Annotated in this window: 24 protein-coding genes; 16 read left to right on the forward strand and 8 right to left on the reverse strand. The window is 58.9% G+C overall.

Annotated elements, in window-relative coordinates:
- Positions 1-242 precede the first annotated feature (242 nt).
- On the forward strand, positions 243-566 hold the full coding sequence (fdxA, locus tag GIW28_RS24240) for a ferredoxin FdxA (RefSeq protein WP_003208688.1): 324 nt from the start codon (positions 243-245) through the stop codon (positions 564-566).
- Between the two features lie 497 nt (positions 567-1,063).
- On the opposite strand, the gene apbC is transcribed toward fdxA, so the two are convergent.
- On the reverse strand, positions 1,064-2,158 hold the full coding sequence (gene apbC, locus GIW28_RS24245) for an iron-sulfur cluster carrier protein ApbC (RefSeq protein ID WP_017137049.1): 1,095 nt from the start codon (positions 2,156-2,158) through the stop codon (positions 1,064-1,066).
- Positions 2,159-2,330: 172 nt separating this feature from the next.
- Between apbC and metG the strand changes: the two genes are divergently transcribed.
- The 4 genes from metG to GIW28_RS24265 all read left to right on the forward strand — a co-directional run bounded on the left by metG (position 2,331) and on the right by GIW28_RS24265 (position 6,597).
- Complete coding sequence (gene metG / locus GIW28_RS24250; protein WP_017137048.1) at positions 2,331-4,382, forward strand: methionine--tRNA ligase; 2,052 nt, start codon at positions 2,331-2,333, stop codon at positions 4,380-4,382.
- Positions 4,383-4,630: 248 nt separating this feature from the next.
- Positions 4,631-5,599 carry an electron transport complex subunit RsxB gene (gene rsxB / locus GIW28_RS24255; protein WP_236446709.1) on the forward strand — a complete coding sequence of 323 codons (969 nt, stop codon included), beginning with the start codon at positions 4,631-4,633 and terminating at the stop codon, positions 5,597-5,599.
- Between the two features lie 69 nt (positions 5,600-5,668).
- Complete coding sequence (gene nth / locus GIW28_RS24260; protein ID WP_017137046.1) at positions 5,669-6,307, forward strand: endonuclease III; 639 nt, start codon at positions 5,669-5,671, stop codon at positions 6,305-6,307.
- 107 nt (positions 6,308-6,414) lie between these two features.
- Positions 6,415-6,597 carry a PA3496 family putative envelope integrity protein gene (locus GIW28_RS24265; RefSeq protein WP_017137045.1) on the forward strand — a complete coding sequence of 61 codons (183 nt, stop codon included), beginning with the start codon at positions 6,415-6,417 and terminating at the stop codon, positions 6,595-6,597.
- An 85-nt stretch (positions 6,598-6,682) separates the two neighbouring features.
- Here GIW28_RS24265 and GIW28_RS24270 read toward each other — a convergent pair whose 3' ends face one another.
- From GIW28_RS24270 to GIW28_RS24280, 3 genes are all read right to left on the reverse strand, one after another.
- Positions 6,683-7,315 (reverse strand): response regulator transcription factor, encoded by a 633-nt coding sequence (locus tag GIW28_RS24270; protein ID WP_017137044.1) that lies wholly within the window; start codon positions 7,313-7,315, stop codon positions 6,683-6,685.
- Between the two features lie 634 nt (positions 7,316-7,949).
- Entirely contained in the window at positions 7,950-9,167 is a 1,218-nt protein-coding gene (locus GIW28_RS24275) for an argininosuccinate synthase (RefSeq protein ID WP_003208700.1), read from the reverse strand.
- Positions 9,168-9,296: 129 nt separating this feature from the next.
- The gene (locus GIW28_RS24280; protein ID WP_099548518.1) at positions 9,297-10,205 is read right to left on the reverse strand and encodes a flagellar protein MotY; all 909 of its coding nucleotides are present in this window, start codon (positions 10,203-10,205) and stop codon (positions 9,297-9,299) included.
- A 156-nt stretch (positions 10,206-10,361) separates the two neighbouring features.
- On the opposite strand from GIW28_RS24280, the gene pyrC reads away from it, so the two are divergent.
- A complete protein-coding gene (pyrC, locus tag GIW28_RS24285) occupies positions 10,362-11,408 on the forward strand; it encodes a dihydroorotase (RefSeq protein ID WP_017137042.1) in 1,047 nt (348 codons plus the stop codon).
- A complete protein-coding gene (gene rnt / locus GIW28_RS24290) occupies positions 11,405-12,076 on the forward strand; it encodes a ribonuclease T (RefSeq protein WP_017137041.1) in 672 nt (223 codons plus the stop codon). The genes pyrC and rnt overlap by 4 nt, the downstream gene beginning before the upstream one ends.
- Positions 12,077-12,292: 216 nt before the next feature.
- On the opposite strand, the gene GIW28_RS24295 is transcribed toward rnt, so the two are convergent.
- Positions 12,293-12,895 (reverse strand): peroxiredoxin, encoded by a 603-nt coding sequence (locus GIW28_RS24295; protein ID WP_003172097.1) that lies wholly within the window; start codon positions 12,893-12,895, stop codon positions 12,293-12,295.
- A gap of 243 nt (positions 12,896-13,138) precedes the next feature.
- Between GIW28_RS24295 and GIW28_RS24300 the strand changes: the two genes are divergently transcribed.
- Positions 13,139-13,357 carry a bacterioferritin-associated ferredoxin gene (locus tag GIW28_RS24300; RefSeq protein WP_010564137.1) on the forward strand — a complete coding sequence of 73 codons (219 nt, stop codon included), beginning with the start codon at positions 13,139-13,141 and terminating at the stop codon, positions 13,355-13,357.
- Between the two features lie 201 nt (positions 13,358-13,558).
- Positions 13,559-14,029: a bacterioferritin gene (gene bfr / locus GIW28_RS24305; RefSeq protein ID WP_017137040.1), complete on the forward strand. Its 471-nt coding sequence runs from the start codon at positions 13,559-13,561 to the stop codon at positions 14,027-14,029.
- 132 nt (positions 14,030-14,161) lie between these two features.
- Here the strand turns inward: bfr and grxD are convergent, their stop codons facing one another.
- Both grxD and GIW28_RS24315 read right to left on the reverse strand, forming a co-directional pair.
- Positions 14,162-14,500: a Grx4 family monothiol glutaredoxin gene (grxD, locus tag GIW28_RS24310; protein ID WP_058421605.1), complete on the reverse strand. Its 339-nt coding sequence runs from the start codon at positions 14,498-14,500 to the stop codon at positions 14,162-14,164.
- 84 nt (positions 14,501-14,584) lie between these two features.
- Entirely contained in the window at positions 14,585-16,693 is a 2,109-nt protein-coding gene (locus GIW28_RS24315) for a molybdopterin oxidoreductase family protein (protein ID WP_236446711.1), read from the reverse strand.
- Positions 16,694-17,115: 422 nt separating this feature from the next.
- Between GIW28_RS24315 and argF the strand changes: the two genes are divergently transcribed.
- Positions 17,116-18,036, forward strand: coding sequence for an ornithine carbamoyltransferase (gene argF / locus GIW28_RS24320; protein ID WP_069786197.1), 921 nt, complete (start codon positions 17,116-17,118; stop codon positions 18,034-18,036).
- On the forward strand, positions 18,033-19,142 hold the full coding sequence (locus tag GIW28_RS24325; protein WP_176991310.1) for an ABC transporter ATP-binding protein: 1,110 nt from the start codon (positions 18,033-18,035) through the stop codon (positions 19,140-19,142). Before argF ends, GIW28_RS24325 begins: the two co-directional genes overlap by 4 nt.
- Positions 19,143-19,284: 142 nt before the next feature.
- Here GIW28_RS24325 and ybaK read toward each other — a convergent pair whose 3' ends face one another.
- The gene (gene ybaK, locus GIW28_RS24330; RefSeq protein ID WP_017137036.1) at positions 19,285-19,755 is read right to left on the reverse strand and encodes a Cys-tRNA(Pro) deacylase; all 471 of its coding nucleotides are present in this window, start codon (positions 19,753-19,755) and stop codon (positions 19,285-19,287) included.
- Between the two features lie 325 nt (positions 19,756-20,080).
- On the opposite strand from ybaK, the gene GIW28_RS24335 reads away from it, so the two are divergent.
- From GIW28_RS24335 to GIW28_RS24355, 5 genes are all read left to right on the forward strand, one after another.
- The gene (locus GIW28_RS24335; protein WP_169985840.1) at positions 20,081-20,938 is read left to right on the forward strand and encodes an MIP/aquaporin family protein; all 858 of its coding nucleotides are present in this window, start codon (positions 20,081-20,083) and stop codon (positions 20,936-20,938) included.
- 77 nt (positions 20,939-21,015) lie between these two features.
- The gene (glpK, locus tag GIW28_RS24340; protein ID WP_017137034.1) at positions 21,016-22,521 is read left to right on the forward strand and encodes a glycerol kinase GlpK; all 1,506 of its coding nucleotides are present in this window, start codon (positions 21,016-21,018) and stop codon (positions 22,519-22,521) included.
- A gap of 95 nt (positions 22,522-22,616) precedes the next feature.
- Positions 22,617-23,372, forward strand: a complete 756-nt coding sequence (locus GIW28_RS24345) for a DeoR/GlpR family transcriptional regulator (RefSeq protein WP_010212755.1) — start codon at positions 22,617-22,619, stop codon at positions 23,370-23,372.
- Between the two features lie 286 nt (positions 23,373-23,658).
- Complete coding sequence (gene glpD / locus GIW28_RS24350; protein WP_236446712.1) at positions 23,659-25,197, forward strand: glycerol-3-phosphate dehydrogenase; 1,539 nt, start codon at positions 23,659-23,661, stop codon at positions 25,195-25,197.
- 487 nt (positions 25,198-25,684) lie between these two features.
- Positions 25,685-26,611: a glutamate/aspartate ABC transporter substrate-binding protein gene (locus GIW28_RS24355; RefSeq protein WP_058421600.1), complete on the forward strand. Its 927-nt coding sequence runs from the start codon at positions 25,685-25,687 to the stop codon at positions 26,609-26,611.
- Positions 26,612-26,631 lie beyond the last annotated feature (20 nt).

Raw genomic sequence — 26,631 nt, forward strand, 5'->3', positions numbered from 1 at the left:
GCCCCATCCAGTGCTGGATGAGCTGGCAAAGCTTGACCTGGACGGCTTGACGCCGCGTAAAGCGCTCGAAATGTTATATGCACTGCAAGTTCGGATATAACGCACAGGCTTGCAAGCTGGTAGACTCTCGCGCGGTTTGGGATGCTGCGGGTTATTAGCCTGGCCTGCAGACTATCGCTCCCGAACCTCGCGAGCCCTGCCACAAAGGGTTTCGCTGCCGCCGCCTGAGGAGAGAATTAGAAATGACCTTCGTCGTTACCGACAACTGCATCAAGTGCAAGTACACCGACTGCGTCGAAGTGTGTCCGGTGGACTGCTTCTACGAAGGCCCGAACTTCCTGGTTATCCACCCGGATGAGTGCATTGACTGCGCCCTGTGTGAACCAGAATGCCCGGCCGTCGCTATTTTCTCCGAGGACGAAGTCCCGGCAGAGATGCAGGAATTCATTCAGTTGAACGTCGAGTTGGCGGAAATCTGGCCGAACATCACTGAACGTAAAGATCCGATGCCTGACGCAGCGGAGTGGGATGGCAAGAAAGGTAAGATTGCAGACCTCGAGCGCTAAAAGCGCCGCCGCCCAATAAAAAAGGCCCCTTGCGGGCCTTTTTGCGTTTCTGAGTGGTCGTTTTCACTTTTCAGCAGGCAAAAAAAAGGGGCGGTATGACCCGCCCACATTTTTTCCCTAGTCCCTGTATTCCTTTTCATCATCCTGATGAATCGCATCCTGCGACGTTCCTTCAACCATCGTTCCTTGATGGCTGTGCCAATCCGTGGACACAGGGCTGATCTTAGAGAGTTCCGGGGGAAGTTCAACGGGATCCAAGTGATCGGCTGACAGACTTGAACGCTCATTCAAGTATAAATAATTGTTATTTTTCAGATGGATAGAAAATTCGTTCACCGTTTCGAGATGGACATGCCCGGTAAAAAAACCAAACACTTACGAAAAAGTAAGCAAATGCTTACACGCGCAATTGCGCAAACGCATGATTCGGAACCATTGACTGATCGGCAGGCATAAAAAAGCCCCGACAACGCCGAGGCTGTTTTCCTTCAGCAGGTTCAGTCGTCGCTGACGGTGATGGTCGGCATTGCCGGTGCTGCGGCTTCCTGCAGGACGATCCGCGCGCCCACGTGACGGGCCAGTTCCTGGTACACCATAGCGATCGGTCCATCGGGCTCTGCGGCCACGGTGGGCTTGCCGCCGTCGGCCTGCTCACGAATTTCCATCGCCAGCGGCAACGACGCCAGCAACTCAACCCCGTATTGGGTCGCCAACTTCTCACCGCCGCCTTCGCCAAACAAATGCTCGGCGTGGCCGCAGTTGGAGCAGATGTGTACCGCCATGTTTTCAACAACGCCCAGCACCGGGATGTTGACCTTGCGGAACATCTCCACGCCTTTTCTGGCATCCAGCAGCGCCAGGTCCTGGGGTGTGGTCACGATCACCGAACCGGCCACCGGCACCTTTTGCGCCAGGGTCAGCTGGATATCACCTGTGCCTGGCGGCATGTCGATCACCAGGTAATCCAGGTCGCCCCAGGCAGTCTGGGTGACCAGTTGCAGCAAGGCGCCGGAGACCATCGGCCCGCGCCAGACCATCGGCGTGTTGTCGTCAGTGAGGAAGGCCATGGACATGACCTCTACACCCAACGACTCGATCGGCACAAACCACTTCTGGTCCTTGACCTTGGGCCGCGTGCCTTCGGCAATGCCGAACATCACGCCCTGGCTCGGGCCGTAGATATCGGCGTCGAGGATGCCCACACGCGCACCTTCTCGGGCCAGCGCCAGCGCCAGGTTGGCGGCAGTGGTGGATTTACCCACACCGCCCTTGCCGGAGGCCACGGCGATGACATTCTTGACGTTGGCCAGGCCCGGAATCTGCGCCTGGGCCTTGTGCGCGGCAATCACGCACTGGATGTCGACCTTGGCCGAGCGCACGCCCTCCAAGCCTTCGATGGCCATTTGCAACATCTGTGCCCAGCCACTCTTGAACAAACCGGCGGCATAGCCCAGTTCCAACTGGACCGACACCTGGTCGCCCTGGACCTCGATGGCACGTACACAGCCGGCGCTGACCGGGTCCTGGTTCAAATAGGGGTCGGTGTACTGGCGAAGAACGGCTTCCACCGCTGCGCGATTGACGGCGCTCATGGGCTACTCCCGAAAAAAGACTGACTGAAACAGGCGGCTATCCTAACCGTTCCAGCCGCCCAGCGGCATGCTTTCGAGACCTGGGAAGATTCAGAAACAGCACCACGGGGTGAAATATATTTCCCGGCGCTTTATAGTGGCCGACCTCCGTTTCATCAAGTAGCCGAGCCCCATGTCCGAGCCACGCAAGATCCTCGTCACCAGCGCCCTGCCCTATGCCAATGGTTCCATCCATCTTGGCCATATGCTTGAGTACATCCAGACCGATATGTGGGTGCGCTTCCAGAAGCATCGCGGCAACCAATGCATTTATGTCTGCGCGGACGACGCCCACGGTTCGGCCATCATGTTGCGCGCCGAGAAGGAAGGCATCACCCCGGAACAACTGATCGCCAATGTGCAGGCTGAACACAGCGCCGACTTTGCCGAGTTCCTGGTCGATTTCGACAACTTCCACTCGACCCACTCCGAAGAAAACCGCGAGCTGTCGAGCCAGATCTACCTGCGCTTGAAGGAAGCCGGGCACATCGACCAGCGTTCGGTGACCCAGTATTTCGACCCGGAAAAGAAAATGTTCCTGGCCGACCGCTTCATCAAGGGCACCTGCCCTAAATGCGGCACCGAAGACCAGTACGGCGACAACTGCGAAAAATGTGGCGCGACCTATGCACCGACGGACTTGAAGAACCCGAAGTCGGCAATCTCCGGCGCCACCCCGGTGCTCAAGGATTCCCAGCACTTCTTCTTCAAGCTCCCGGATTTCCAGCAAATGCTGCAAACCTGGACCCGCAGCGGCACCTTGCAGGACGCCGTGGCCAACAAACTCTCCGAATGGCTCGACAGCGGCCTGCAGCAGTGGGACATCTCCCGCGATGCGCCGTACTTCGGCTTCGAGATCCCGGGCGAGCCGGGCAAGTACTTTTATGTGTGGCTGGACGCGCCGATTGGCTACATGGCCAGCTTCAAAAACCTCTGCGACCGCACGCCTGAGCTGGACTTCGACGCGTTCTGGGCCAAGGACTCCACCGCCGAGCTGTACCACTTCATCGGCAAGGACATCGTCAACTTCCACGCGCTGTTCTGGCCGGCCATGCTCGAAGGTTCGGGCTATCGCAAGCCGACCGGTATCGCCGTGCACGGCTACCTGACGGTCAATGGCCAGAAAATGTCCAAGTCCCGTGGCACCTTTATCAAGGCGCGCACCTACCTGGACCACCTGTCGCCGGAATACCTGCGCTACTACTACGCCGCCAAGCTGGGCCGTGGTGTCGACGACCTCGACCTGAACCTGGAAGACTTCGTGCAGAAGGTCAACTCGGACCTGGTCGGCAAAGTGGTCAACATCGCCAGCCGTTGCGCCGGTTTTATCCACAAGGGCAATGCCGGTTTACTGGTGGCTGAAAACGCCGCACCGGAACTGACCGAAGCCTTCCTGGCCGCCGCGCCAAGTATCGCCGACGCCTATGAAGCCCGTGACTTTGCCCGCGCCATGCGCGAGATCATGGGCCTGGCCGACCGCGCCAACGCCTGGATCGCCGACAAGGCACCGTGGTCGCTGAACAAGCAGGAAGGCAAGCAAGCTGAAGTCCAGGCTATCTGTGCCACGGGCGTCAACCTGTTCCGCCAATTGGTAATCTTCCTCAAGCCGGTGCTGCCATTGCTGGCCGCTGATGCCGAGGCGTTCCTCAACGTCGCGCCGCTGACCTGGAACGACCACGCCACCTTGCTCAGCAACCATCAGTTGAACGAGTTCAAGCCGTTGATGACGCGTATTGATCCGGTGAAAGTCCAGGCCATGACCGACGCTTCGAAAGAAGACCTGGTCGCCAGCCAGACCGACACCGGTTCGGCTGCGCCCGCCGGTAACGGTGAGCTGGCCAAGGATCCGATCTCGGCAGAAATCGACTTCGACGCCTTTGCCGCTGTAGACCTGCGCGTTGCGCTGATCGTCAAGGCCGAGGCCGTGGAGGGTGCCGACAAGCTGCTGCGCCTGACCCTGGACCTGGGTGGCGAGCAACGTAACGTGTTCTCCGGCATCAAGAGCGCCTACCCGGATCCTTCCAAGCTCGACGGTCGCTTGACCATGATGATCGCCAACCTCAAGCCACGCAAAATGAAGTTCGGTATCTCCGAAGGCATGGTGATGGCGGCTGGCCCTGGCGGCGAAGAGATCTACCTGTTGAGCCCTGACAGCGGTGCCAAACCGGGTCAACGTATCAAGTAAGCCGGCAAAGCCCGTCTGCGGTAAGCGGGCATCCCGTGGCAAACGGGCTGCCTGTGGCGAGCGGGCTTGCCCCGCGTTGGGCTGCGCAGCCGCCCCAATAAAGTCGCCGCATTTGGCCTGTTAAGCCGAGTGTATGTACCAAGGGCCGCTCCGCGCCGCAACGCGGGGCAAGCTCGCTCGCCACATAAAGCGCGCTCGCCACTAACTACAGGCCCTGTTTGTTCAACCGGCATACCAATGATCACCCCATGAACTTGATTCAACGTATCGACGCGCTGCTGCCGCAGACCCAATGCGGCAAATGCGGGCATCCGGGTTGCAAGCCTTACGCCGAGGGCATCGCCCAGGGCGAGGCGATCAACAAGTGCCCGCCCGGTGGGCAGGAAACCATTGCTGGCCTGGCCCACCTGTTGCGCGTGCCGGTGTTGGAACTGGACACCACTCGCGGCGAAGCCCCGGCCCAGGTCGCCTACATTCGCGAAGCCGAGTGCATCGGCTGCACCAAGTGCATCCAGGCGTGCCCGGTGGATGCGATTGTCGGCGCCGCCAAGTTGATGCACACCGTGATCATGGATGAGTGCACCGGCTGCGACCTGTGTGTTGCGCCCTGCCCTGTGGACTGCATTGAAATGCGCCCAGCGACCACTGTGCTGGCGATTGTCGGCGGCCTGGCAGCCAATGATCTGCAACACCAGGCGCGTACTCTCAAGCGCGACCGCGCGCGGCGGCGCTTTGAGCAACGCAATGCGCGGCTGCAACGCGAGGAAGCGCATAAACTCGCCGAGCGCCTGGCGCGGGCTAAACGTTTGGCCCCGCCGGTTGCCCCTGTGCAAGCCGATGACGCTCAGGCGGCCCGGGATACAGCGGTCAAGAAGGCCAAGATCACCGTTGCCATGAGTCGCGCCCAACTGCATAAATCACTCAAGGCATTTGGACATCCACCGACCTTTGAGCAGCAGTCGCAGTTGATCGTGCTGCAACAGCAGTTCGAAGCAGCGGAGCAGGCGCTGGCCGCACTGGAAGTACAGAGCACACCGACGCCAGTAACGGCACCGAGTAACAGCGCCGATCTCAAGCGCGCTAAAATCCAGCTGGCCATGCACCGCGCAGCATTGAAGAAAGCCCAGGATCTAAACGCCACCCCACAGCAACTGGCCGAGGCGCAAAGCAAAGTCGATGACGCACAACGCCAAGTGGATACTCATGACAGCGTTTAAACCCACGCTAAACCCTGCTGTGTGTATTACTACAATCGCGCTGATCGCCTGCAAGGAACCACCTGCCCCATGAACGCCGCAAAACGCCTGGAAATTTTCCGCAGGTTTCATGAAGACAATCCGGAACCCAAGACCGAGCTGGCCTACTCGTCGCCGTTCGAGTTGCTGATTGCGGTGATCCTGTCAGCACAATCCACGGACGTGGGCGTCAACAAGGCTACGGCCAAGCTGTACCCAGTGGCCAATACGCCAGCGGCCATTTATGCCTTGGGTGTGGAGGGTTTGTCGGAGTACATCAAGACGATCGGCCTGTACAACAGCAAGGCCAAGAATGTCATTGAGACCTGCCGCTTGTTGGTTGAGCTGCACGGCAGTGAAGTGCCACAAACCCGCGAAGCCCTGGAAGCCCTTCCCGGCGTAGGCCGCAAAACTGCGAACGTGGTACTCAATACCGCGTTCCGGCAACTGACCATGGCAGTGGACACGCATATTTTCCGCGTCAGCAACCGAACCGGCATCGCGCGTGGCAAAAATGTGGTCGAGGTAGAAAAGCAGTTGATGAAGTTTGTGCCCAAGCCCTATCTGCTCGACTCCCACCACTGGCTGATCCTTCACGGGCGCTATGTGTGCCAGGCCCGCAAGCCTCGCTGCGGGAGTTGCCGCATCGAAGACCTGTGCGAGTACAAGGACAAAACCTCGGACGATTGAGGGTTCATTGGTTTTCTCGATCAGTCGATTGAAAAAATCTTTTTTACCCGTTCGTGGATTATCGTTATAAGGAGCGCCAACGGCAGTCTTAGCCTGGAGTTAACCTTATGAGCACTGGCAAAGAACAACTGGATGTAGAAGACGATCTCGTTGATGTGGCGGAAGACGAAGGGGACGCCCCTGTGGCAGAGGTGGCCAAGACCAATTTGAGCAAACGCCGCACTATCGACAACCTGTTGGAAGAGCGACGCTTGCAAAAACAACTGGCCGATTACGACTTCGACCTTTGATCGATGCGCTGACGGCCGGAAGCCTCCCTGACGGAGGCTTTTTTTTTGCCGGGTTTTCGGGTTTTGGTGCAAAACCGCACCGCGTCTACACGAGGCCGTTGCGCTGGGCCAGCTCGATCAGGTCCACAAGGGAGCGTGCATTGAGCTTGAGTAACAGGCGGGTCTTGTAGGTGCTGACGGTTTTGTTGCTCAGGAACATGCCATCGGCAATTTCCTTGTTGGTTTTGCCTCGGGCCAGTTGCTGCAACACCATCATCTCGCGACCCGACAAGCGTTCAACCATGTCCGCCTCGCTGGCATTGCCCATGGTCGAGCGTACCGAGTTGAGCGCCTGGTTGGGGAAATAGCTGTAGCCGGAAAGTACAGCCTTGATGGCGCTCAGCAGCTCGGTCAGGTCCTGCTGCTTGCATACGTAGCCCGCCGCCCCCGCCTGCATGCAGCGCATGGAGAAATGGCCGGGTGCCTGAGACGTCAGCACCAGCACCTTGACGGGTGTAGCCTGCTTGGTAGACGCCAGCCGACAGATAACTTCCAGGCCATCGAGCTTGGGTATCCCGATATCCAGTATGACAATGTCCGGCATATGTTCCCGTGCAAGTTGCAGCGCATCGACGCCGTTATCAGTCTCGGCAACGACTTCATAACCATGACGTTCCATTAGCATGCGCACAGCAAGTCGAATGACGGGATGATCATCCACGATCAGCACTTTATTCATGAGAAAGTCCAATTTCGCTGTTCGAATTATTTAGAGCAAGCACAATAGCCTAGTCGTTTCCTAGTTGGCATAGCGCTCCCCCCCAAGCAACAGCAAGCAGAGACCCAACCCACAACGATATAGGAATTAACCTACAAAAAAACACAAACTCAGGTGCAGGGAATTTTATGCAACCCTTCAGAACTTTCCGGGGCCATACATATTTCGAGTGAAATATACGCCGCAGAATGGGTACGAGGTAAATGTACCGCACATGACTTTCAGGAAATACCCCTTGCTTATGGCAGCTAGGCCAGTGAGCAGCTGAAAAGAAATCAACTGATTTAGTTCCATTCAACATACCTGTTTACATCCCTATTTCCTACAGAAGTTTCAGCGCCCTACATACTCGCTGTACTTAGGTAGTGAATTTTCCGTAAGACATAGTTCCTGTGCAGGTGTAAAAAATTCATTCAACCGTACAGAAATAAACACGCCATCGCTGAAACGGTCGAATTCAACTTCAACATTCAACAAACCTTAAACAGTCAGACCGCGTTTAAACATCAGCTTGCTTTTAAATGCGCCCGTCTTTATATGCAGGCAAAAAAATGGCCCCTTGGACTAGGGGCCATTTTTACAACGAGGGTCGCACTCAGAACAGCTTGCGACCCTTGTTGGCGGCGATGCGCATACGCAACGCGTTCAGCTTGATGAAGCCTGCCGCGTCCGCCTGGTTGTAGGCGCCGCCGTCTTCTTCGAAGGTGGCGATGTTGGCGTCGAACAGCGACTCATCAGACTTGCGACCGGTGACGATCACGTTGCCCTTGTACAGCTTCAGGCGCACAACGCCGTTCACGTGGACCTGGGAGGCGTCGATCATCTGTTGCAGCATCAGACGCTCCGGGCTCCACCAGTAACCGGTGTAGATCAGGCTGGCGTACTTGGGCATCAGCTCGTCTTTGAGGTGAGCCACTTCACGGTCCAGGGTGATCGACTCAATGGCGCGGTGAGCGCGCAGCATGATGGTGCCGCCTGGGGTTTCGTAGCAACCACGGGACTTCATGCCCACGTAGCGGTTCTCGACGATGTCGAGACGGCCGATACCGTGTTCGCCACCGATACGGTTCAGGGTCGCCAGCACGGTGGCCGGGGTCATTTCGACGCCGTCCAGTGCAACGATGTCGCCGTTGCGGTAGGTCAGTTCCAGGTACTGGGCCTTGTCTGGAGCGTTCTCCGGGGAGACGGTCCATTTCCACATGTCTTCTTCGTGCTCGGTCCAGGTGTCTTCCAGCACGCCGCCTTCATAGGAGATGTGCAGCAAGTTGGCGTCCATCGAGTACGGGGACTTCTTCTTGCCGTGACGCTCGATCGGGATTGCGTGCTTTTCAGCGTAATCCATCAGCTTTTCACGGGACAGCAGGTCCCATTCACGCCAAGGAGCAATCACTTTCACGCCTGGCTTGAGGGCGTAGGCGCCCAGTTCGAAACGCACCTGGTCGTTGCCCTTGCCGGTAGCGCCATGGGAAATGGCGTCGGCGCCAGTTTCGTTGGCGATTTCGATCAGGCGTTTGGCGATCAGCGGGCGTGCGATGGAAGTACCCAGCAGGTACTCGCCTTCGTAGACGGTGTTGGCGCGAAACATCGGGAAGACGAAATCGCGGACGAATTCTTCGCGCAGGTCGTCAATGTAGATCTCTTTCACGCCCATGGCTTGCGCCTTGGCACGTGCAGGTTCGACCTCTTCGCCCTGACCCAGGTCAGCGGTGAAGGTCACCACTTCACAGTTATAAGTATCCTGCAGCCACTTGAGGATCACCGAAGTGTCCAGGCCGCCGGAATACGCGAGAACGACCTTGTTTACGTCGGCCATGCCATCACTCCACGGGGTTGTACGGAAAGCCGTCGATTCTACCGACCAAAACCGTGAATTTACAGAGGCGCGACAGCAAATGAAGATAAAGCGACAGATTATGTCGAGCGGGCGACCGATGGTCGCACCTTATGACGTGTGTGCCGCGCTGCTCGGGCCAGTGGCCTGGGGTGCCGGTTTCTCGGGGGCCGCCACGCGTTCGAGCTGAATATTCACGCGACGATTGCGGGCGCGGTTGGCGGCATTGGTATTGGGCGCCAGTGGGTAACTTTCACCGTGAAAACGCAGGGTGATCTGCGATTCCTGAATGCCATTGGCCTTGAAGTAGTCCATCACCGCCAGGGCACGACGGCGCGAGACGTCACGGTTGGTCAGGCGGTTACCGCTGTTGTCGGAATGACCATTGAGCTCGACGTGATTAACCGTCGGGTCGGCTTTCATGAACGCGAGAATCACGTCCAGCTTCTTCTTGGCAGCGGCGTCCAGCTCGATACCGCCGCCGGGGAAGCCGACTTCAGTCTGTTTGACCTGATCGTAATTCATCGGCAACAGCTTGGTGGTGCACAGTTGATAGTCGTTGAAGGCCTTGTTGAATTTCACCGGCAACAGGCGGACCTCCGAGTAGCCGCCCTCACGCCCGTAATGCCGCACCGTCGGGCTACGCCCCTCCAGCAAACCCGTGAACAAACGCCCGGCCTGGGCCTGGGAGCTGTTGAACAGCACGTCGCCACTGCCAACACGCACGGCGCCCAAGTTGATATCACCACGGCCCGGTTGCCAGGGTGCCGCCGCAGCCAGCAAGGTCGCCGAGCCCGCTCCGAGCGCGCCGCTATAGGCTTTCAGGCGAAATGTCGCCTGCTCGCCGGCCCGGCGCACAAACTCACCCGAACCGAAATCGGTGATCGGCTGGGCCAGGCGGCACTCGAATTGGTCGCCTTCCACCTTCCACTCAATATTCTCCAGACGTGTCTGGAATGTGAGTGCCATCGCAGGCAGGCTGGCGAACACACTGAGCAGGGCTAGATAATGCTGGCGCACGGGAGGCTCCACTGGTTTCTACAACACTTCAAAGCGTCATACGTCGTTAAGGCATACCCAGGGATATCGGACACGTGCGGCAAAACTTGATAGCGAGTGCCTGCAAGAGTCTTTTCCGGTAGCATTCCCACCAGATTGACCCGCCTGGAATCCCCAATGTCCGACCGCCTGACCCTGCTGCGTCCCGACGACTGGCATATTCATCTTCGCGATGGTGCTGCGTTACCCCAAACCGTGGCCGATGTAGCGCGCACGTTTGGCCGCGCGATTATCATGCCTAACCTGGTACCTCCGGTGCGTAATGCCGAGCAAGCCGATGCCTATCGCCAGCGTATCCTCGCTGCGCGCCCGGCCGGCAGCCGCTTCGAACCGTTGATGGTGCTCTACCTCACCGACCGCACCCAGCCTGCCGAGATTCGCGAGGCCAAGGCCAGCGGTTTTGTGTACGCCGCCAAGCTTTACCCGGCGGGCGCGACCACCAACTCCGACTCCGGCGTGACCAGTATCGACAAGATCCTGCCGGCAATCGAAGCCATGGCTGAAGTCGGCATGCCGCTGCTGATCCACGGTGAAGTCACCCGTGGCGACGTGGATGTGTTTGATCGTGAAAAGATCTTCATCGACGAGCATATGCGCCGCGTGGTCGAGCTGTTCCCGACCCTCAAGGTCGTGTTCGAACACATCACCACGGCCGACGCCGTGCAGTTCGTCAACGAGGCTTCGGCCAACGTCGGCGCGACCATCACCGCGCATCACCTGCTTTACAACCGCAACCACATGCTGGTGGGCGGGATTCGGCCGCACTTCTATTGCCTGCCGATCCTCAAGCGCAACACCCACCAGGTGGCCCTGCTGGACGCCGCTACCAGCGGCAGCCCGAAGTTCTTCCTCGGCACCGACTCGGCGCCCCACGCCCAGCACGCCAAAGAAGCTGCGTGCGGCTGTGCCGGTTGCTACACCGCGTATGCCGCCATCGAGCTGTATGCCGAAGCGTTTGAACAGCGCAACGCCCTGGACAAGCTCGAAGCCTTCGCCAGCCTCAACGGCCCGCGCTTCTACGGCCTGCCGGCGAATACCGACCGCATTACCCTGGTTCGTGAAGACTGGACCGCCCCTGCCAGCCTGCCGTTTGGCGAGCTGACTGTTATCCCGCTGCGCGCCGGTGAAACACTGCGCTGGCGCCTGCTGGAGGAAAGCAAGTGAGTGAAGACCATTACGACGACGAACACGAGCACAGTGGTGGCGGCTCCCGCCACCCGATGGCCGAGCGGTTTCGCGGTTATCTGCCGGTTGTCATCGACGTAGAAACCGGTGGTTTCAACTGCGCCACCGACGCATTGCTGGAAATCGCCGCGACCACTATCGGCATGGATGAACAGGGTTTTGTGTTCCCGGAACACACCCACTTCTTCCGTGTGGAGCCGTTTGAAGGCGCGAATATCGAAGCTGCAGCCCTGGAGTTCACCGGCATCAAGCTCGATCACCCACTGCGCATGGCCGTGAGTGAAGAAGCGGCGCTGACCGATATCTTCCGTGGTGTGCGTAAAGCGTTGAAGGCCAATGGCTGCAAACGCGCGATCCTGGTGGGCCATAACAGCAGCTTCGACCTGGGCTTCCTGAATGCTGCCGTGACGCGGTTGGACATGAAGCGCAACCCGTTTCACCCGTTCTCCAGCTTTGACACCGCCACGCTTGCGGGCCTGGCTTACGGCCAGACCGTGCTGGCAAAGGCCTGCCAGGCGGCCGGTATCGACTTTGACGGTCGTGAGGCCCACTCGGCACGCTACGACACCGAGAAGACTGCCGAGCTGTTCTGCGGCATCGTCAATCGGTGGAAGCAAATGGGCGGCTGGGAAGACTTCAACGACTGAGGCTGACGCCTTTGTGGTTGTGGCGAGGGAGCTTGCTCCCGCTGGGTTGCGCAGCGGCCCCAATAAGACCGCCGCGGTTAACCTGTTAAACTGCGGTGTCAGGTTATGGGGCTGCTTCGCAGCCCAGCGGGAGCAAGCTCCCTCGCCACAGAACCAAATGCAGTGCATAAAAAAACCGGCCCTCACAGGCCGGTTTTTTTGTACCTGAAACGAGGCTTACAGCTTGCCAGCGTTCTCGGTCAGGTAAGCCGCAACGCCTTCTGGCGAAGCGTTCATGCCTTTGTCGCCTTTTTTCCAGTTGGCAGGGCAGACTTCGCCGTGCTCTTCGTGGAATTGCAGGGCGTCAACCAGACGGATCAGCTCTTCCATGTTACGGCCCAGCGGCAGGTCGTTGATGATCTGCGAGCGTACAACGCCCTTGTCGTCGATCAGGAACGCGCCACGGAACGCCACGCCGCCTTCGGACTCAACGTCGTAGGCCTTGGCAATGTCGTGCTTCATGTCGGCAGCCATGGTGTATTTGACTTTGCCGATGCCGCCATCATTGATGGCGGTGTTGCGCCAGGCGTTGTGGGTGAAATGGGAGTCGATGGAAACGGCTACCACTTCAACATTGCGCGCCTTGAAATCGTCCATGCGGTGGTCCAGAGCGATCAGCTCCGACGGGCACACGAAGGTGAAGTCCAGCGGGTAGAAGAACACCAGGCCGTATTTGCCTTTGATGGCTTCAGACAGTTTGAAGCTGTCTACGATTTCGCCATTGCCGAGGACGGCAGGTACGTCGAAATCCGGGGCTTGTTTGCCGACGAGTACGCTCATTGGGTATCTCCTGATGTAAGGGTGACGATTGAAGTAAAAGGACCAGCCCAAGTCTGGCGCAGTTAAGCGACAGGCCTGTGACGCGGTCACGCTTCGTGAAGACCGACCATCATACACTGAAAAAACCGTTCGTCAGCGCGCCGCAGGTACCTGGCAATACCCTGTGAATCTACTTTGACAATCATTCTCGTTAACATTAAGATCCATCGCACTTAAGCCTTAAACCCGCGATGGTTCTCCCTTATGTATGTCTGCCTCTGCACTGGCGTCACCGACGGACAAATCCGCGAAGCAATCTATGAAGGTTGCTGCAGCTACAAGGAAGTACGTGAAACCACCGGCGTTGCCAGCCAGTGCGGCAAATGTGCTTGCCTCGCCAAGCAAGTGGTACGGGAAACCCTGACGCAGCTGCAAACAGCCCAGGCCGCACTCCCCTACTCAGCAGAATTTACACACGCTTAAATAGGCGTGTTTTGAAGAACCGGACTTAATGTCCGGTTTTTTTATGCCCGTAATTCAATTAGTTAGCGTCAAGACGCGGAACACAAACATTCTTATTCCGATTAATTTTCATTTATTATTCAATAACTTAGGTTTGACACTAGGGATTTCGCCGCTCAAACTCCGCCCTATACACAGCTATTACAGGGCAGGACCCCAGTCATGAAAGGCGACATCTCAGTCATCCAGCAACTCAACAAAATCCTTGCCAATGAACTGGTCGCGATCAATCAGTACTTTCTGCATGCGCGCATGTATGACGATTGGGGCCTGGAAAAGCTCGGCAAGCGTGAATACAAAGAATCGATCAAGGCCATGAAGGACGCAGACGCGCTGATCAAGCGCATCCTGTTCCTGGAAGGGCTGCCGAACGTACAGGACCTGGGCAAGCTGAACATCGGCGAGCACACCCAGGAGATGATCAGCAGCGACCTGAAGTTCGAGCAGAAGAGCCACAGCGACCTCAAGGCCGCCATCGCTCACTGCGAAACCAAAGGCGACTTCGGCAGCCGTGAGCTGCTGGAAGATATCCTGGAAGATCAGGAAGAACATATCGACTGGCTGGAAACCCAGCTGGGCTTGATCGTTAAAGTCAGCCTGGAAAACTACCTGCAATCGCAGATGGGTGAATAAGCGCTGAAGATCGTTCCCACTTGAGCATGGTGACGCAGAGCGTCACAGGATGCATTCCCACGCGGAGCGTGGGAACGATCACAAAAAAGCCCCGCTCTCTTTCGAGAAGCGGGGCTTTTTATTGCATTCGGGTCAAGCGTCAGTCTTGGCCGCCGCGTTTACCGCTGCTTCTTTGATCAGCGCTTGCAGCGAACCGTCAGCAGCCATCTCAGTGATGATATCGCTACCGCCGACCAGCTCACCGGCTACCCACAGTTGTGGGAAAGTTGGCCAGTTGGCGTACTTCGGCAGGTTGGCGCGGATTTCCGGGTTTTGCAGGATATCCACGTAAGCGAATTTCTCGCCGCACGCCATGATGGCCTGGGAAGCCTTCGCGGAGAAACCGCACTGAGGAGCGTTCGGGGCGCCCTTCATGTAAAGCAGAATGGTGTTATTGGCAATCTGCTCTTTGATCGTTTCGATGATATCCATGGAACACCTCGGCTGGAACTTTGCGACTCACAGGTCGGCACGGTGGCGCATTGTAACGCAAAATTCCAGCGCAGTGCTCGGGCCTTATGCGGCGGCCACCTGCACCGGCACGCCATTGAGCGCGGCGTTTCCAGACAATTCATCCAATTGCCGCTCGTCGGTCAGGTCATTGGCACTGGCCCCAGGCTGCCCACTGGCGATGGTCATACGCACGCCTGGACGACCGTGGCCCCAGCCGTGTGGCAGGCTGACCACGCCAGGCATCATGTCCAGGCTGGCCACCACTTCCACTTCGATCTCGCCAACGCGTGAGCTGACGCGCACCCACTGCCCATCACTCAATTGTCGGCTGGCAAGGTCGTCGGGATGCATATGCAGTTGATGGCGCGGCTTGCCCTTCACCAGGCGGTGATAGTTATGCATCCAGGAATTGTTGCTGCGTACATGCCGACGGCCGATCAGTAACAGCTCATTGACCATTGGCACCGGCTGGGCCGCAAAGCGCACCAGGTCTGCCAGGACCACCGCAGGCGCTGCCTGCACGTGGCCGTCGGCGGTTTTCAAGCGTGCGGCCAAGTTGGGTTTGAGCGGCCCCAGGTCCACGCCATGGGGATGATCGGCGAGCATGGCCACCGACAGTTTGTGCTCGGACGCATCGCCATAGACCCCGGCACGCAAGCCAAAGTCGATCATCTGTGCCGGCGCCATGGTCGGCTTGAGCACCGCGCCGGTGTGCGCAGCGAAGGCCTTGGCCAAGCCGACAAAGATTTCCCAATCATGCAACGCGCCGGCAGGCTTGGGCAGGATCGCGCGATTGAAGCGGGTGACGTTACGCACTGCGAACATATTGAACGTGGTGTCGTAGTGATCGTTTTCCAACGCTGAGGTGGACGGCAAGATCAGGTCGGCATAGCGCGTGGTTTCGTTGATATACAGGTCGACGCTGACCATGAACTCCAAACCGTCCAGGGCCTTCTCCAGTTGGCGACCGTTAGGCGTGGACAGCACCGGGTTTCCGGCCACCGTCACCAGGGCGCGGATCTGCCCTTCGCCTTCAGTGAGCATTTCTTCGGCCAGGGCCGATACGGGTAACTCGCCACCGTACTCCGGCCGCCCGGACACCCGGCTTTGCCAGCGATTGAAGTGCCCGCCGCCAGTGGAGGCCACCAGATCCACCGCCGGCGTGGTGCACAAGGCGCCGCCGACACGGTCGAGGTTGCCCGTGACCAGATTGATCAACTGCACCAGCCAATGGCACAGCGTGCCGAAGGCCTGGGTCGATACGCCCATGCGCCCGTAGCACACGGCCTTGTCCGCCGCCGCAAAGTCCCGCGCCAACTGGCGGATCTGCTCGGCCGGCACCGCACACTGGCGGCTCATGGCTTCGGCGGTAAACCCGGCGATCGCCTGGCGCACATCCTCCAGGCCTGCAATCGGCAAATGGCTGTCGCGGGTCAGGTTTTCGCTGAACAAGGTGTTAAGCAGCCCGAACAGCAGCGCCGCGTCGCCACCGGGCCGCACGAACACATGCTGATCGGCAATCGCCGCCGTCTCGCTGCGCCGGGGGTCAACCACCACCACTCTGCCGCCGCGGGCCTGGATGGCCTTGAGGCGTTTCTCCACATCGGGCACGGTCATGATGCTGCCGTTGGACGCCAGTGGGTTGCCGCCCAGGATCAGCATGAAATCGGTGTGGTCGATATCCGGAATCGGCAGCAACAAGCCATGGCCGTACATCAGGTGACTGGTGAGGTGATGGGGCAACTGGTCCACCGAGGTGGCGGAAAACCGATTGCGCGTCTTCAGCAGGCCAAGGAAGTAGTTGCTGTGGGTCATCAACCCGTAGTTATGCACGCTGGGGTTGCCCTGATACACCGCCACCGCGTTCTGCCCGTGCCGGGCCTGGATGCCTGCGAGGCGTTCGGCTACCAGTGCAAAGGCCTCGTCCCACGGGATCGGCTGCCAGTCGCTGCCCACTCGCAGCATGGGCTGGTGCAGGCGGTCGGGGTCGTTCTGAATATCCTGCAGCGCCACGGCTTTTGGGCAAATATGTCCGCGGCTGAACGCGTCCAGCGGGTCGCCCTTGATAGAGGTGATCGCCAGGCTGCCGTCGTCCGCCTGGGTGGTTTCCAGGGTCAGGCCGCAGATGGCTTCACACAGATGGCAGGCACGGTGGTGGAGAGTCTTGGTCATGGCCAGTCTCTTTATTGGGCTTTGGCCCAACTATGGCCCGACACCTGAACGCGCACCAGCAACGTTCGTTCTGTGAATCGAGGGGCATCAGGCCAGGCCATGGGCAAGTGTTTCAAATCTTTGCATAGGCGCTCCGAAACCGACACAACCCGCTCCAGGCCCGCCCCACACATTGCAAAAGGTCTTGGCGCCAGTGTACAAATGGGGCGCTGCTGTCAGGAATCAGTCTTCAAAAGCGCTCCGGCGCCCCTCTTGAACACCCTTAAAAACTGTAGCCCTATTGGTAAGACGCGACATTTAATTATAAGATCGCGCCTTCCCCTATTTCGTCGCCCCGTGCGGCTTTCGCCGCAGGTCTCGCCCGTTGTCACAATAAACAAGGCTTTGAGTATCTGCGGTCTGTTGCAAAAAGGTAGTTAATGATGAGCGCAAGGCACTTTCTCTCCCTGATGGATTGCACGCCCGAAGAGCTGGTCAGCGTGATCCGTCGAGGCATTGAGCTTAAAGACCTGCGTAACCGCGGCGTACTGTTCGAGCCTTTGAAAAACCGTGTGCTCGGGATGATTTTCGAGAAGTCGTCGACCCGCACCCGCGTGTCGTTCGAAGCCGGCATGATCCAGCTGGGTGGCCAAGCCATCTTCCTGTCCTCGCGTGACACCCAACTGGGCCGCGGCGAACCGATCGCCGACGCTGCCCGCGTGATGTCGCGCATGCTCGATGCGGTGATGATCCGCACCTTTGCCCACAGCACCGTGACCGAATTTTCCGCCAACTCGCGCGTACCGGTGATCAACGGCCTGTCCGATGACCTGCACCCGTGCCAGTTGCTGGCCGACATGCAAACCTTCCTTGAACACCGTGGTTCGATCCAGGGCAAGACCGTGGCCTGGATCGGCGACGGCAACAACATGTGCAACAGCTATATAGAAGCGGCGATCCAGTTCGACTTCCAACTGCGTGTGGCCTGCCCCGAAGGCTACGAGCCGGATGCACGTTTCCTGGCCCAGGCGGGCGATCGCGTGACCGTGGTGCGCGACCCGCGTGACGCGGTCATCGGCGCGCACCTGGTGAGCACCGACGTGTGGACCTCCATGGGCCAGGAAGAAGAAACCGCCAAGCGCCTGGCGCTGTTCGCGCCGTTCCAGGTGACCCGTGCCTTGCTCGACCTGGCCGCGCCAGACGTGCTGTTCATGCACTGCCTGCCCGCTCACCGGGGCGAAGAAATCAGCCTCGACCTGCTCGACGATGAGCGTTCGGTGGCGTGGGACCAGGCTGAGAACCGCCTGCATGCGCAAAAGGCGCTGCTCGAGTTCCTCGTCCCGCCGTCGTACCACCACGCATGAGCCAGCCATTACTGCTGAACCTGCGCAATCTGGCATGCGGCTATCAAGATCAACGCGTGGTGCAGCACCTCAACCTGCACCTCAACGCCGGTGACATCGGCTGCCTGCTGGGCTCCTCGGGTTGCGGAAAAACCACCACTTTGCGCGCGATCGCCGGGTTTGAGCCGGTGCATGAAGGTGAGATCAGCCTGGCCGGTGAAGTAATCTCCAGTGCCGGGTTCACCCTGGCGCCGGAGAAACGTCGCATTGGCATGGTGTTTCAGGACTACGCGCTGTTTCCGCATTTGAGCGTGGCCGACAACATCGCCTTCGGCATTCGCAAGCACCCGCAAAAAGACCGCGTGGTTGGCGAACTGCTGGAACTGGTCAACCTGAAAAACCTCGGCAAGCGTTTCCCCCACGAACTTTCCGGCGGCCAGCAACAACGCGTCGCCCTCGCCCGCGCCTTGGCGCCGGAACCGCAACTGTTGCTGCTCGATGAACCTTTCTCCAACCTCGACGGTGAACTGCGGCGCAAGCTCAGCCATGAAGTACGCGACATTCTCAAGGCGCGCGGCACCAGCGCGATTCTGGTCACCCATGATCAGGAAGAAGCCTTCGCCGTGAGTGATCACGTGGGCGTATTCAAAGAGGGCCGTCTTGAGCAGTGGGACACGCCCTACAACCTCTACCACGAACCGCAAACCCCTTATGTCGCCAGCTTTATCGGCCAGGGTTACTTCATTCGCGGGCAATTGAGTTCGCCGGAATCGGTGAGTACCGAACTGGGTGACTTGCGTGGCAACCGCGCCTACACCTGGCCAACGGGTGGCGCGGTGGATGTGTTGCTACGTCCGGATGACATCGTTTACGCACCGGACAGCGCGTTGAAAGCGCGGATTGTCGGCAAGACCTTCCTCGGTGCTTCGACGTTGTACCGCTTGCAACTGCCGACCGGTGCACAGCTGGAGTCGATTTTCCCCAGCCATGCCGACCATCAGGTGGGTGCGCAGGTGGGGATTCGGGTGGCGGCGGAGCATCTGGTGTTGTTTCAGGCATCGGGCAGCACGGCGGCGCAGATTCCTCAAGTTGAATCCGGCGTTCGCCGCTACAGCCCGGCTCACTGACCAACTGACCAAACCGGGTAAAAAATGTGGGAGCTGGCTTGCCTGCGATGGCATCACCTCGGTTCAACTGACAGACCGAGGTGTCTGCATCGCAGGCAAGCCAGCTCCCACATTAGATTTTCAGCGCATTCAGAATTGAGTTTCAGCCTCGCCCAATCGGCGCAAATTTGGCCTGGGTATGCTCGGCCAGCACCGCTGCGGCCAGTTCCACTTCTAACCCCCTCCTCCCTGCGCTCACATGAATCGTCGCAAACTGTTGCGCGGTCTCATCAATAAATGTGCGCAAACGCTTCTTCTGCCCCAACGGGCTGATGCCGCCCAACAGGTAACCGGTAGAGCGCTGCGCCGCTACCGGATCGGCCATCTCGGCTTTTTTAACGCCGGCCGCATGGGCCAGCGCCTTCAGGTCCAGACTTCCGACGACCGGCACCACCGCCACCAGCAATTCACCTTTCTCACTGCTGGCCAGCAAGGTCTTGAACACCTGCGCCGGGTCGAGCCCCAATTTTTCCGCGGCCTCCAGGCCATAAGACGCGGCCTTGGGGTCGTGCTCGTAACTGTGGATGCGATGTTCGGCGCGAACTTTTTTCAACAGGTCCAGTGCGGGTGTCATGACTACTCCGGGCGCGGCAGAAAGATCGCCAATTCTAGGCCAAGCCCGCGCAAAACGCTCTAGTGCGCCCCTCCCGCCATGCGCGCTTGCAGCCTAACCCGTGATCATTCACCAGACCAATAGTTCGAAAATGACCAATGGTTCACTTTCGACCTTTGACAGCGGTCATTCTTGTCTATATTTTTTCGTTTCCGAATACTGTAGGAATAGTGCTCCAGTGTTCCAGCGGGAAGCTGCAGTCAGGATGGGGATCCTGATTACGGTGAAAATCGCGCAACGGTCCGTTGAGGCTGTGCGCCAACAAGAACAACAATCGAGGTTTGCCATGACTACTGCTCTTCAACAGCCTTCACTTTCGAGCCAATGCATGGCCGAATTCCTGGGGACTGCGCTTCTGATCTTCTTCGGTACAGGATGTGTCGCTGCGCTCAAGGTCGCGGGTGCCAGCTTCGGGCTGTGGGAAATCAGTATTATCTGGGGGGTCGGCGTGAGCATGGCGATCTACCTGAGCGCCGGTATTTCCGGGGCGCACCTCAACCCGGCGGTAAGTATCGCGCTGTGCATTTTTGCCGATTTCGAAAAACGCAAACTGCCCTTCTATATCCTCGCGCAAATCGCTGGCGCCTTCTGCTCGGCGGCGTTGGTTTACACGCTGTACAGCAACCTCTTTTTCGATTACGAACAAACTCACCATATGATTCGCGGCTCTCAGGCCAGCCTGGAATTGGCGTCGGTGTTCTCCACCTACCCGCACGCGCTGCTGAGCACGGCCCAGGCATTCCTGGTGGAAATGGTCATCACCGCCATCCTGATGGGCGTGATCATGGCCCTGACCGACGATAACAATGGCCTGCCCCGCGGCCCGTTGGCCCCGCTGTTAATCGGCCTGCTGATTGCAGTTATCGGCAGTGCCATGGGCCCGCTGACCGGCTTTGCGATGAACCCGGCGCGTGATTTCGGCCCCAAGCTGATGACCTTTTTCGCCGGCTGGGGTGAAATGGCCTTTACTGGCGGCCGCGATATTCCTTACTTCCTGGTACCGATTTTCGCGCCGATTGTCGGCGCCTGCCTCGGCGCAGCGGCTTATCGCGGGCTGATTGCCCGCCACTTGCCGAGCGCCGCACCTGCTATAGCTGAAGAAACACCTGACACGGCTGTCAACGGCAAGACTCGTATTTCCTGAAAGCGCCGGCCTGGTGCCCCTGCCCTTCGCGGCCCAGGCTGATTTCTGACTTCCTTATTTCGTCCAAGGCAATTGACATGACCGACATTCAGAATAAGAACTACATCATTGCCCTCGATCAGGGCACCACCAGTTCGCGGGCGATCATCTTCGATCGTGACGCCAACGTGGTCTGCACCGCCCAGCGTGAATTCGCTCAGCATTACCCGCAAGCCGGCTGGGTCGAACATGACCCGATGGAGATTTTCGCCACCCAGAGCGCGGTAATGGTCGAGGCCCTGGCACAAGCCGGCCTGCACCATGACCAGGTTGCTGCCATCGGTATCACCAACCAGCGTGAAACCACCGTGGTCTGGGACAAGATCACCGGCCGCCCGATCTACAACGCGATCGTGTGGCAGTGCCGCCGCAGCACCGAGATCTGCCAGCAGCTCAAGCGCGATGGCCACGAGCAATACATCAGTGACACCACCGGCCTGGTCACCGACCCGTACTTCTCCGGCACCAAGCTCAAGTGGATCCTCGACAACGTCGAAGGCAGCCGCGAGCGTGCGCGCAATGGCGAACTGCTGTTCGGCACCGTCGACAGCTGGCTGATCTGGAAATTTACCGGCGGCAAGACCCACGTCACCGACTACACCAACGCCTCGCGCACCATGCTCTTCAACATCCACACCCTGGAGTGGGATGCGAAGATGCTGGAGATTCTCGACGTGCCGCGCGAAATGCTGCCGGAAGTCAAGTCCTCCTCGGAAATCTACGGCCGCACCAAAAGCGGCATCGCCATCGGCGGTATTGCCGGTGACCAGCAAGCGGCGCTGTTCGGCCAGATGTGCGTAGAAGCCGGCCAGGCCAAGAACACCTATGGCACCGGTTGCTTCCTGCTGATGAACACCGGCGACAAGGCGGTGAAATCCAAGCACGGCATGCTCACCACCATCGCTTGCGGCCCACGTGGCGAAGTGGCTTACGCCCTCGAAGGTGCGGTCTTCAACGGTGGCTCCACCGTGCAATGGCTGCGTGACGAGCTGAAAATCATCGCCGACGCCACCGACACCGAATACTTCGCCGGCAAGGTCAAGGACAGCAACGGCGTGTACCTGGTGCCAGCCTTCACCGGCCTGGGCGCTCCGTACTGGGACCCGTATGCCCGTGGCGCGCTGTTCGGCCTGACCCGTGGCGTGCGCGTGGATCACATTATCCGTGCCGCCCTGGAGTCGATTGCCTACCAGACCCGCGACGTGCTGGACGCCATGCAACAGGACTCTGGCGAACGCCTCAAAGCCCTGCGTGTGGACGGCGGCGCGGTGGCCAACAACTTCCTGATGCAGTTCCAGGCCGATATCCTCGGCACCCAGGTCGAGCGCCCGCAAATGCGCGAAACCACGGCACTCGGCGCCGCGTACCTGGCAGGCCTGGCCTGTGGTTTCTGGGGCAGCCTGGATGAGCTGCGTGGCAAGGCCGTCATCGAGCGCGAATTCGAACCACAGCTTGATGAAGCCGCCAAAGAGAAGCTCTACGCCGGCTGGCAAAAAGCAGTCAGCCGCACCCGCGACTGGGAACCACACGAAGGCGCTGAATAAGCCAACCGTCGGACCCAAATCGGGTTGTAACTGGCGGGGAGTCGATTGCTGCGGCATCATGGGCCACTTTTGTATGGCAGCCCAAAGGACGCCCCATGAATCTGCCTCCCCGCCAACAACAAATTCTCGAACTGGTGCGCGAACGCGGCTACGTCAGTATCGAGGAGATGGCGCAGCTATTCGTTGTCACCCCGCAAACCATCCGCCGCGATATCAACCAACTGGCGGACGCCAACCTGCTGCGCCGCTACCACGGCGGCGCGGCCTATGACTCCAGTGTCGAGAACACCGCGTACGCCATGCGTGCCGACCAGATGCGCGATGAGAAACAACGCATCGGCGAAGCCATTGCCGCGCAAATCCCTGATCACGCCTCGCTGTTCATCAATATCGGCACCACCACCGAATCCATCGCGCGTGCGCTGCTTAATCACAACCACCTGAAAATCATCACCAACAACCTCAACGTTGCCACCATGCTCAGTGCCAAGGACGACTTCGATGTGCTGTTGACCGGCGGCAACGTGCGCCGTGACGGCGGTGTGGTGGGCCAGGCGAGTGTCGACTTTATCAACCAGTTCAAGGTCGACTTTGCGTTGGTCGGCATCAGTGGCATTGATGAAGACGGCAGCCTGCTGGACTTTGACTATCAGGAAGTCAGGGTTTCCCAGGCGATCATCGCCAATGCACGCCAGGTGATCCTGGCGGCCGACTCAAGTAAATTCGGGCGCAATGCCATGATTCGCTTGGGGCCGATCAGTCTGGTGGACTGTCTGGTGACCGACCAGCAGCCGGTGCCGGCGTTGGTGCAGTTGTTGAACCAGCACAAAGTCAGGCTGGAAGTGGTTTAGCGCCTGGACTGGCGCCATCGCGGGCAAGCCCGCTCCCACAGTTGACCGCATTCTCATGCAGGTACACGATCAACTGTGGGAGCCGGGCTTGCCCGCGATGGCGATATATCCAACCCCCCTCTCTCGAGCCTTTCCTTGGCTCATGTTCACAATTCTTCCCTTTTCAGCCCTTCGATGAGTTTTTTCAATCGAAGTCGGGTGGCTGTGCGCGCGTTTATCAGCTACCATTTTCGCAAATGAACATTAATGTTCGAATTCCAAGACGAAAAGATCGCGAGGCCAGCCGATGAACCCTTCCACCTTGCCTGCTCCACCGCTTGCCGAAGTCTATGACGTTGCCGTAATTGGCGGCGGAATCAATGGCGTCGGCATTGCAGCAGACGCAGCCGGGCGCGGTTTGTCGGTATTCCTTTGCGAAAAGGACGACTTGGCCAGCCACACATCTTCCGCCAGCAGCAAGCTGATCCACGGCGGCCTGCGCTACCTCGAACATTACGAATTCCGCCTGGTGCGCGAGGCTCTGGCCGAACGTGAGGTGCTGCTGGCCAAGGCCCCGCACATCGTCAAGCAGATGCGCTTTGTCTTGCCGCACCGCCCGCACCTGCGCCCGGCTTGGATGATCCGCGCTGGCCTGTTCCTGTACGACCACTTGGGCAAGCGCGAAAAACTCGCCGGTTCCAAGAGCCTGAAGTTCGGCCCCGACAGCCCGCTGAAAAGCGAAATCACCAAAGGCTTCGAATACTCCGACTGCTGGGTCGATGACGCCCGCCTGGTGGTGCTCAATGCCATGGCCGCCCGTGAAAAAGGCGCGCATATCCACACCCAGACCCGTTGCATCAGCGCACACCGCAGTAACGGCATGTGGGAAATGAACATGGAGCGCGCCGATGGCAGCCTGTTCTCGATCCGCGCCCGCGCCTTGGTGAATGCCGCCGGCCCGTGGGTCGCCAAGTTCATCAAGGAAGACCTGAAGCTGGACTCGCCTTACGGCATCCGCCTGATCCAGGGCAGCCACTTGATCGTGCCGAAACTCTACGAAGGTGCGCACGCGCACATTCTGCAGAACGAAGATCAGCGCATCGTCTTCACTATTCCGTACCTGAACCACCTGACCATCATCGGCACCACCGACCGTGAGTACACCGGTGACCCGGCGAAGGTTGCGATTACCGAAGGTGAAACCGACTACATGCTCAACGTGGTCAACGCGCACTTCAAAAAGCAGCTGAGCCGCGACGACATCGTGCACACCTACTCCGGCGTGCGCCCACTGTGCAACGACGAATCGGACAACCCCTCGGCCATTACGCGCGACTACACCCTGTCGCTGTCTGGCGGTAACGGTGAAGCGCCGATCCTGTCGGTGTTCGGCGGCAAGTTGACCACCTACCGCAAGCTGGCCGAGTCGGCGATGGCGCAACTGGCGCCGTTTTTCACGCAGATGCGCCCAAGCTGGACCGCCACGGCGAGCCTGCCGGGCGGCGAGAACATGACTACGCCAGAAGCCTTGGCCGAAGCGATTCGCACCAAGTTTGACTGGGTGCCAAGCGAGATCGCACGCCGTTGGTCCACCACGTACGGCAGCCGTACCTGGCGCTTGCTCGAAGGCGTGCAATCGCTTGCTGACTTGGGCGAACACCTGGGTGGCGGCCTGTACACCCGCGAAGTCGATTACCTGTGCGCCGAAGAATGGGTGACGCAACCGCAGGACGTGCTGTGGCGCCGGACCAAGCTGGGCTTGTTCACCACACCGCAAGAGCAGGAAAACGTGCAGCGCTACCTCTCCAAGGTCGAGCAAAACCGCGCGAAGATTGAAGCAGCCTGATCGCAGGCAGTGACGAGAAGCCCCTGTACCGCAAGGTCCAGGGGCTTTTTTATAGGGTGTGTCCTGGCATAGCGCAGGCCCATGTCGCGAATCACGCTGAAGGCCGAGCCCAGCAGCACCGGATAGGCCGCCGGTGCCTGCGATTGCATCACCTCGGTTCAATCAAAGACCGAGGTGCAGGCATCGCGGGCAAGCCAACTCCCACAACAAGCCTGGCTCGGAATACCTTGCTGACCATTCGGTTTTCCGAACGCCACACCCCACCCCATTCGGTTTGCCGGACCAAACCGTTACAAATCCCTCGTAACACAAACTTAATCTCCTTATAAATCAATCAAATAACCTTTTATTTCTGGTATGGCACGACTCATGCTCTACACTCCCTGACGATTGCCTGAGGCGCCTTAGGAGCCGTCATGGGCATTCGCAGTACAAAGAGAGTCGCTTAGCCGGCTTCATAAAAAAAACAAATGTCGAGGAAGTATTGATGCGCATCGTTCCCCATATCCTGGGCGCAGCTATCGCTGCTGCTCTGATCAGCACTCCAGTTTTCGCCGCCGAACTCACCGGCACACTGAAGAAAATCAACGACTCCGGCACCATCACCCTCGCTCACCGCGACAGCTCCATTCCGTTTTCCTACATCGCGGATGGCTCGGGCAAACCCGTGGGCTACTCCCACGACGTTCAGTTGGCTGTGGTTGAAGCCCTGAAAAAAGACCTGAACAAGCCCGACCTGAAGGCCAAATACAACCTGGTGACTTCGCAGACTCGTATCCCGCTGATCCAGAACGGCACTGCGGACCTTGAGTGCGGCTCCACCACCAACAACGCCGAACGCGCCCAGCAAGTTGATTTCACCGTCAACATCTTCGAAATCGGCACCCGTCTGCTGGTCAAGAAGGACAAGGATGGCAAGCCGTCCTACGCTGACTTTGCCGACCTGAAAGGCAAAAACGTCGTGACCACCGCTGGCACCACGTCCGAGCGCATCATCAAAGCGATGAACGCCGACAAGCAGATGGGCATGAACGTTATCTCGGCCAAAGACCACGGCGAATCCTTCCAGATGCTCGAAAGCGGCCGTGCCGTTGCGTTCATGATGGACGACGCCCTGCTGGCCGGCGAAGAAGCCAAGGCCAAGAAGCCGGACGACTGGGTCATCACCGGTACTCCACAGTCCTTCGAAGCCTACGCGTGCATGGTGCGTAAAGACGACCCGGCCTTCAAGAAAGCCGTGGATGACGCCATCGTCGCCCTGTACAAATCCGGCGAGATCAACAAGATCTACAGCAAGTGGTTCGAGAGCCCGATCCCACCAAAAGGCCTGAACCTGAACTTCCCGATGAGCGAAAAGGTTAAGGAGCTGATCGCCAATCCAAGCGACAAGCCAGCCCCTGACGTAAAAATCTGATACCTGACTAAGCTTATGTC

Origin of the sequence: Pseudomonas sp. PA-5-4B (assembly GCF_021606215.1) — a bacterium.
Lineage (GTDB): Bacteria > Pseudomonadota > Gammaproteobacteria > Pseudomonadales > Pseudomonadaceae > Aquipseudomonas > Aquipseudomonas edaphica.